Annotated in this window: 6 protein-coding genes; 3 read left to right on the top strand and 3 right to left on the bottom strand. The window is 62.7% G+C overall.

The window, feature by feature from the left end:
* Both HWY45_RS32355 and HWY45_RS32360 read right to left on the bottom strand, forming a co-directional pair.
* Positions 1-792 (bottom strand): DUF2182 domain-containing protein, encoded by a 792-nt coding sequence (locus HWY45_RS32355; RefSeq protein WP_059883648.1) that lies wholly within the window; start codon positions 790-792, stop codon positions 1-3.
* Positions 789-1,433, bottom strand: coding sequence for a DUF1326 domain-containing protein (locus tag HWY45_RS32360; protein ID WP_059807797.1), 645 nt, complete (start codon positions 1,431-1,433; stop codon positions 789-791). Before HWY45_RS32360 ends, HWY45_RS32355 begins: the two co-directional genes overlap by 4 nt.
* A gap of 918 nt (positions 1,434-2,351) precedes the next feature.
* Between HWY45_RS32360 and HWY45_RS32365 the strand changes: the two genes are divergently transcribed.
* A complete protein-coding gene (locus tag HWY45_RS32365; RefSeq protein WP_059883647.1) occupies positions 2,352-4,070 on the top strand; it encodes a CocE/NonD family hydrolase in 1,719 nt (572 codons plus the stop codon).
* Between the two features lie 41 nt (positions 4,071-4,111).
* Here HWY45_RS32365 and HWY45_RS32370 read toward each other — a convergent pair whose 3' ends face one another.
* Positions 4,112-4,603 (bottom strand): 2,4'-dihydroxyacetophenone dioxygenase family protein, encoded by a 492-nt coding sequence (locus tag HWY45_RS32370; RefSeq protein ID WP_059883646.1) that lies wholly within the window; start codon positions 4,601-4,603, stop codon positions 4,112-4,114.
* A 224-nt stretch (positions 4,604-4,827) separates the two neighbouring features.
* On the opposite strand from HWY45_RS32370, the gene HWY45_RS32375 reads away from it, so the two are divergent.
* Complete coding sequence (locus HWY45_RS32375) at positions 4,828-7,623, top strand: type VI secretion system Vgr family protein (protein WP_230946970.1); 2,796 nt, start codon at positions 4,828-4,830, stop codon at positions 7,621-7,623.
* Positions 7,624-7,670: 47 nt separating this feature from the next.
* The coding region (locus HWY45_RS32380; RefSeq protein WP_176118422.1) for a hypothetical protein at positions 7,671-7,924 on the top strand (254 nt) is incomplete at its 3' end.

A 7,924-nucleotide genomic window follows, 5' to 3' on the forward strand; every position in this document is an offset into this window, starting at 1 on the left:
TCACGCCAGCAGCGTCGCGCCGGCCCATGCGATCAATACGACGCCCAGCGCGCGGCCGATGCGTTCGCCGCCGGGCAGGATCTTCTCCGCGAAGACGACGAGCGACAGCGCGGCGATCCAGACGAGATTCATCACGCCGCCGACGAATAGAAGTGCCATCAGCAGCCAGCAGCAGCCGATGCAGTAAAGGCCGTGGCGCAGTCCGAGCCGGAAACTGCCGGCGACGCCCGGCCGCCAATGCGTAGTGAGGAACTTCACCGGCGACCTGCATTGCGTGAGGCAAGCGCGTTTGAACGGCGAAAGCTGATAAATCCCGGCCGCGGCCAGAACGATCGCGGAAAGGAGCGCACTTTTCGACCACAGCATCATTGCCGAAATGAGGCCGGTTGGCTGCAGCATTTTCTGCAGCGATGCCGCACCGATCGAAAACGCCAGCCAGGCCGTCAGGTAGCCGGCCAGTAGCGCCAGCGACGGCGCGGGCGATGCCCCGTCGGCCCCGTCGTAATGTCGCAAGACGCGCCGGTACAGAAAGATGAGCGGCGTAGCGCCGGGCGTCATCATCGCGATCATCATCGTCCACCACATGACGATCACGGTCGCCAACGACGGATCCATGCTGCCGATGCCGTGCGGCAGGCGATGCGGGAAGAGCGTGACGGCCGTCATGTCGAGCGCCGACATGCCCATTCCCGCGCCTGTCCACAGGTAGAGCCACGACAGCGCGACGACGGCTGCCATGCCGAGCGCGGTGACGATGCGCTCGTGCCTGAGGAGCGCGTCGATGCCGATCATGCGGCGGTGCGATGCCGGATCAGTCCCGTGTTGTTCATGTGCAGTCGCGCGAATTGCGCGTAGGTATCCTTGAGATCCAGTGCGATGTTTCCGCGCGAACGGCTGGTGCCGGAGCCGATCTCGGCCAGTTCGTATTCGAAGCCGTGCGGCAGGTCGATCCGGGCGCGATGTTCGGCGCCCGTCACCGGATTGCGGATCGGTTCCCCGACGACGTCGAAAATGCCTTCGACATGAATCCGGCCGCGCCGGGCGTCGACGTCCACGTCGAAGTCGATTTTCGCGAAGATCGGATCGAACGCGTGCTCGAGCGTCGACGCGAATACCGAGAACATCGTGGCGAACGGTTCGGTGTCCTGCCCCGTCATGATTTTCAGAACGGCGTCGCGCTGCGCCGGGCTGGCCCGTTCGTCGACGATCGGCTGGCACTTGCCCTTGCCTTCGTGGATGGGGCCCGGCCACTGGAACACCACCGCGAGGTTGACGCCATCGAGCCGCACGTCGCCGTAATGGCCGCTGCCGATCGAAATCGCGCCCATCGCTTCGCAAAAGCCGTTGGTCGGCGGCGCGCTGAACTGGCAAGGGCAACCGTATGAGCAATTGCAGTTCATCAGTTCGGTGCCTTGAATTTCCCAGGGCGTCATGGCAGTGCTCCTTGCGCGCCGCGTCGAGTCGCGTCGTTCGAATCTAGTGCACGCGCTGGGGGAAGTCAAAGCGGGGCTTGCCGCCGTTCGAAACTGCGCGAACGGCGGTGGCGGTGGTCGTGCGGGCACGAGAAGAAGCTGCCCCGGACATCTTGCCTGTACTGGTCGGCAAGACGGTCAATCATGGCGGTGACGATTGAGTCTGCTTTCGTGCTCGCAAGCTGGAAGGGACGCCTGTCATGGAGAAAGATGTCCGGCGCGTGAACGGCAGGCGAGAGAAAGTGCTATCAGCGGTGTGGCGCAAGAAAAGCGCATGCGTGCAGATAAACTCGTTCAGATTTGATTTCAGGCATTTTTAACAATTCATTCAGTATTTCTATTCATGTTGCATGTCGGTCATTCCTCGTTTAGAGCGGATTGAAGTGCGGCGCGTGGTGGCAGCGGGAGGGGCGACGTGGTCTGAGTGCTTGATACCCCGGCGTTGGCGGCGCGGGAATTTCGCGAGATCGAAAGCGCGAATCTCACGCTCGAGCGTCTTTGGCAGATGTTTTACGGATGAGTGCCGTTCGCTCGCCGCGTTGATTCGGTTGCTTGAGAGGATTCGCCGGAGATCTTTTAGGGCGTGCCTCATGGCCTGAAAAGATGTGAGGCATGAAAAAGTCTGTTGACGATTTGAGCGTCAATCATGATGAATATAGTTAGCATGACAAATCTAATGTGAATTTGAATTGATCAATTCAAACGGGAGGAGAGGGTGGTGGTATATGACACTTTAATTTAGGTGGCGAGCTCTAAATGGAGTAGTTGTGTTGACAGCAAATTAGTAAAGCATGCTAACTAGATAGGCGTTGGGGTGGGCGGGCGTCACTGCCCGGATGAAGAGGTGTTGTGCTTTACTTTTATTGCTAAGGGGAATTTATGAATATTCTGCGTTTGTTCGCCGGCCTTGGTTTGGCGCTGGCGGCGTCCTTGTCGCATGCCGCGATTGCATGCCGACCGGCGACGCCGGCCGAGGCAGCGATCTATACCACGACGTCCGCGTTTCCGGGGGTGGTTTCGCCGAAGGACGGCACGTGCTGGGTCAACAATCTCATCGTGACGATGCCGGACGGTACGAAGCTGACCGCGAATGCCGCGCTGCCAAAAATCGTCAGCGCGGATCAGAAGTTTCCGAGCATCGTCATGATCGCCAGTTGGGCCGCGCCGGATTTCATCGAATATCGCGGCCAGCAGCAACGCCTCGCGCAAGATGGCTATATCGTCGTGAGCTATACGGCCCGCGGCTTCTACCTGTCGGGCGGACAGGTTGGCGTGGCGAGTCCGCAGGACGTGCAGGACGTCTCGTCGGTGGTGGACTGGATGATCGCCAATACGCAGGCGGACGCTGACCGGCTGGCCGTCAGCGGCATCTCCTACGGCGCGGGTATGTCGTTGCTGGCGCTGGCTCATGACCCACGGCTGAAGACGGCGGTCGCGTTTTCGGGGTGGGGCGATCTGGCCGACCAGTTGTATCAGGGGGACTCCCCGAACGCGACCTGGTCGGCTCTCCTGTTCCTGTCGGGGAAGGTGACGGGGCGTCTCGATCCGATCGTGGATCAGTACATCAATGCGCTGCTCGATCCGAACACATCCGAAGCCAAGATCAACGAGATCCGCGCATGGGCCAAGGTTCGTTCGCCTTCGTCCTATATCGACGCCATCAACCGGCGCGGCGCGCCGGTGTTCATCGGCAAGAATTTTCAGGACGACATGTTCCCGCCGAATTCGTCGATGAGGATGTTTGCGGCACTCACCGGCCCCAAAAAGTTGCTGTTGAGCTCCGGTGTTCATGCGCAGGCGGAAGTCGGCGGCGCGGTGCTCGGTGTGCCGAACTATCCGTACGATCAGGCGCACCGCTGGTTCGACCGCTGGCTGAAGGGCGTACGGAACGGCGTGGATACCGAGCCGAAGGTCTCGATGCAGGTCAAGTTCACCGATACGAGGGATGTGTTCGAAACGTGGCCGGCCAGCAACGTCAGTACGCAGACGCTGTACGTCGGGCCGCGCGGCCCGATCCGCTGGGATTTGAGCTGCTTATGTGCGAAAGGCACGGCGGGCGACCTGCTGGGCGCGCCGAACCGGACGCCGGGCTCCGACCTGATCCAGAATCTCTTCGACACCACGGCGACGAGCGGCCCCATTCCAGTGCTGTCGACCTTCGGCGAAAGCGTGGGGGCGCCCGTGGTGAACGCGTTGTCGACGGTGAACCTTGCGGCAGGCGTGCGCTATGAAGGCGCGCCGCTCCGATCGCCGATGCGCCTGCGCGGCATTCCGACGCTGAACCTGCGCGTGACGCCGTCGCAGGCGCGTGCCCAGGTGGTCGCGTATCTGTACGACGTCGATGCACTCGGCGTGGGTACGCTGATCACGCATGGCACGCGCTCGCTGCACCGGGCCACACCGGGGGCGACGATCGATTTTCCGATCGAGTTTTCCGGGACAGCCTATGACGTGCCGGCCGGCCATCGTATCGGTATCGTGCTGGATACCTTCGACAGCCTGTACGGGCAGCCGGTCAATCCGGGCGAACGCTTCGGTGTGAAGTTCGAGTTCGATCCGACCAGGCAGTCGACGCTGGCGTTGCCGGTACGACTTTGATGGTGGCGACGGTTGCTTGAACGGCGAGGATGCCGTTGCGCTCAGCGCGTGACGAACGGCGCGGCGGCATCCGGCGCCGTGCGCGCATGCTTGCGCTGGCGCAGCAGCGCGACGCGGCAATTCTCCCGCGCGGTCTCGCGGCCGTCGTCGTCGAGCAGCACGAGGTCGCCGCGCATCACGTTGAAGGTGATCACGTCCGCGCCGTCGCCGCCGAGCGTCTCCGGCGTATGGACCGAGCCGGCCGGCTCGAGCACCGTCGAGCCGGCGTGCGCGACCCAGTCGTATTCACGGTAGCGCCACGCGCCCTGCAGCGTATAGACGAATACCTGGCCGTCGTGGCGATGGCGCGGCAGCGTGCCGCCAGCGGGCATCTTCAAGAGCGCGGTCAGCGTGTCCTCGGCCGCGTTGATGTGCAGGTACTTGATCTCGAGGCCCGGCAGGTCCGGGCTCATCGGCAGCCACGGCAGCGCGTCGCCGGGCAGGCAGGAGATCGGCGGCAGGTCGGTGGGGAGCGGGGCGGACGGGGGCGTCATGGCGGGTACGGGGCGGTTGAGGTCGCGGTAGAGGCAGCATTATCGCAGAGGGATGGGGCGACTTCATGGCTTTGGGGGATCCACCGTTGCGATCGAGTTGTCGCGTTGTGACCGACGTTCCGTCACGAACATTGTTGTGAATCGTTTCCATTCGCTGGACGTATTCGTAGCTAACCGGTTATTCCTTCGGCTTCCGAGAAAAAGCAGAACGCTGAGAGAACACGATGGCACGAGAACGAGGCGCACAAGGCGCGCTGGCGCAGTGGATAACCGGTCGTCAGTCATATTTCCTGGAAGTACCAGGCGCCCCGCGGGTGCAAGATCTGTCGATCATGTCGTTCGCGCTCGAGGAACGGCTTGGCGAGCCCTATCGGATCGAAGTGACGCTGACGAGCCCGATTGCGCTCACGCGCGCGGACTACCTCAATCGCCCCGCCACCTTCACGATCGAGCCGCCGGGAACGAACGGCATCGCCGAAGCGTCGCGCAAATTCGCAGGCTGCGTCACCGCGTTCGGCCAGATACGCAAGACGCGTGATTTCGTGTCGTACCGGATCGTCGTCGAGCCGTTCGTTGCGCGTCTGCGCCTTGCTCAGGCGACACGTATCTATCAGCAGCAGTCCGTGCCGGAGATCGTCGAATCGATCCTGAGACGACACGAATTCCGTTCGCATCAGTTTTCGTTCAAGTTGCGGCGCGCTTATCCACGTCTCGCGTTCCGCATGCAATACCGGATGTCCGATTGGGACTACCTTCGCCTGCTGATGGAACAGACGGGCCTGTTCTGCTTCTTCCGCGCCGGACAGCATGGTGACGAACTGCATTTCGGCGACGACGTCGATGCCTATACGTACCGGCCGAACGTGACCATTCCATACCGCGAAGCAAGCGGTCTTGAGACAGGCCACGAAGCCGTGTTGGCGCTCGAATCGCATAGCGAAACGATCCCGCGTTCGATCATGGTTGCCGACTACAACCCCGAGAAGGCCTACGACCGGTTCAACGCGGAAGCCAATGTCGCGCGTGATGATCCGACGACGTGGGGCCAAAGTTACCGATTCGGCACCCATCATCCGGACGAGGACGAAGCGAAGCGCGAAGCCCAATTGCGCCATGAGGCCGCTGTCGCATGGCAAGTGACGTATTCCGGCAGGAGTTCGGTGGTGGACCTTGCAGCCGGGCTCGTCGTAAAACTCGACGAGAAGCTGGCCGACGCGCCACATGGCGTCGTGATCGTATCGGTCCGCCACACCGGCGGCCGGGAAGCATCATACGTCAACACGTTCGAAGCCATTCCCAGTGGACGGCCGTTCCGCCTGAGGCTCGATGAGCGTAACTGGCCGACGATCGCCGGCACGTTGTCGGCACGCATCACGACGCCGGACACTTCGCCGTACGCCAATCTGACGAGCGCCGGTCTGTACACGGTGCGCTTCGATTTCGATTTCGACGCCTGGCCGGCGGGCGGCGAATGCGTGCCATTGCGGCTCGCCAAGCCGTTCGCGGGCGGGAATCAGACCGGCTTCCATTTTCCCCTGCTGGCCGATACGGAGGTGGCGGTTGCATTCGTCGGAGGGAATCCGAATCGGCCATATATCGCACACGCCCATCACCACAGCCAGGCCGTTGATCTTGTGACGAGCCGTGACGGTTTCAATTCACGCAACGTGATACGCACGCAGGCGAACAACAAGCTTCGTTTCGAAGATTTCAAGGGACGCGAGGGGATCAAGCTGTCGACTGACTACGGCGGGAAGACGCAGGTCAATCTCGGTCATCTGGTCGATAGCCGCAAAGCGGTGCGTGGCGAGGGATTCGAAGTCCGCACCGACGAGCGCGGCGTGTTGCGCGCAGGCAAGGGGCTGTTCCTGTCAGCCGATGCCCAGTCGAACGCGGGCGGCCATGCGTTCGACATGGCGGTTGCGCGGGAGCAGCTCGATGCGGCACGATCGAGAATGAATAGCCTGGCCGAGGCGGTTACGAAAGCCAAAGCGACCGTTGCCGCATGTGAAGCGCAACAGGCATTGCTGGAAGCACGGATCAAGGATCTGGAAGCGGCCGTGCTGCTCGTCTCCGCGCCGCAGGGTGTCGCGATCACGAGCGGTGAGCACATGCAACTGGCAGCCGGCGGACATCTGTTCACGACGACCGGCGGCAATGCGGATGCAGCGATCGGCGGCAACTACACGGTCGCGGCCGGCAATGCGCTGTCGATGTACGCGAATGCACAAGGCATGAAGCTATACGCGGGGGCTGGCAAGGTAGACGTTCAGGCGCAGGGGGACGCGCTGGAACTGACGGCCCTGAAGGGCGTAATGATTGCAAGCACGTCGGACGCGGTGACATTGAACGCCGCCAAGTCGCTCACGCTGATGTGCGCGGGCGCGTACATCAAGCTGTCGGGCGGCCAGGTCGAGATCGGCAGCGCGGGCCATATCCGGCTGAAGGGGCCGTTGCGCATCGAGCCGTCCGCTACCCAGCGGCAGGCATTGCCGCTGATGCCGAAGCAGGAACAGACCGGCATGCAACTCTGGCACGCGTATCCGAACGGCGAGCCGGTGAGGCATGCGCCATACCGTGTGACGTTTCCGGATGGTTCGTGGCGCGAAGGCCGGCTCGACGCCAACGGACGCGGCACGCTGGCGACCGTGCCGCGCGGCGGCGGCACGGTCGAGTATCTCGAGGAAGATCACGATCTGCAGGACAAGGCGCGCAAGTGGAGCGATCCGATTGGCGCGGCACAACTGGACAGGGGCGCAGGTAACGCTGGCGATGCCGTTCCCAGTCTCGTCGGGCCCGCGATGGCCGCGCCGATTGCGCGGATTGCGGAGTCGGCAACTGCGATCAAGGCGACGGCGTCGAGCGTTGCCGCGAGTGTTGCCGAGGGCGATGTCGCGGCACTCGGCCGCGCTGGACTCAACGCGCTCGAACAGCGGGCCGTAGGCTCAATGGCCAGCCATGCGACGACTTCTACGCCGGTCCTCGCCCAAAGCTTGACCACGACCATTGCGTCGTCTTGACCCTGGATTTGCATTCCATCCGATTCTTCCAGACAAAGAATAAGTCCATGGCCGGCCCCGAAACCCTCCGTACCCCTCAGCGCCAGATCCCCCAAGCCCTCCAGCACAACGCCGAAGCCCGGCGCGTGATCGTCAGCCCGGTTCCCGCGCCCGCGACATCGCCGAAGGTGGTCGCCGCCCGCGCCGAATCGGTCAAGAACCACGGCCTCGAGATTTTCGTCCAGTGCCTGTACATGGTTCCGTTCGTCGGCAATGCGATGTCGCTCTACGACGTCGGCGTCGACATCTACCGGATCTGCAG

This window comes from Burkholderia stagnalis (assembly GCF_902830275.1).
Taxonomy (GTDB): domain Bacteria; phylum Pseudomonadota; class Gammaproteobacteria; order Burkholderiales; family Burkholderiaceae; genus Burkholderia; species Burkholderia stagnalis.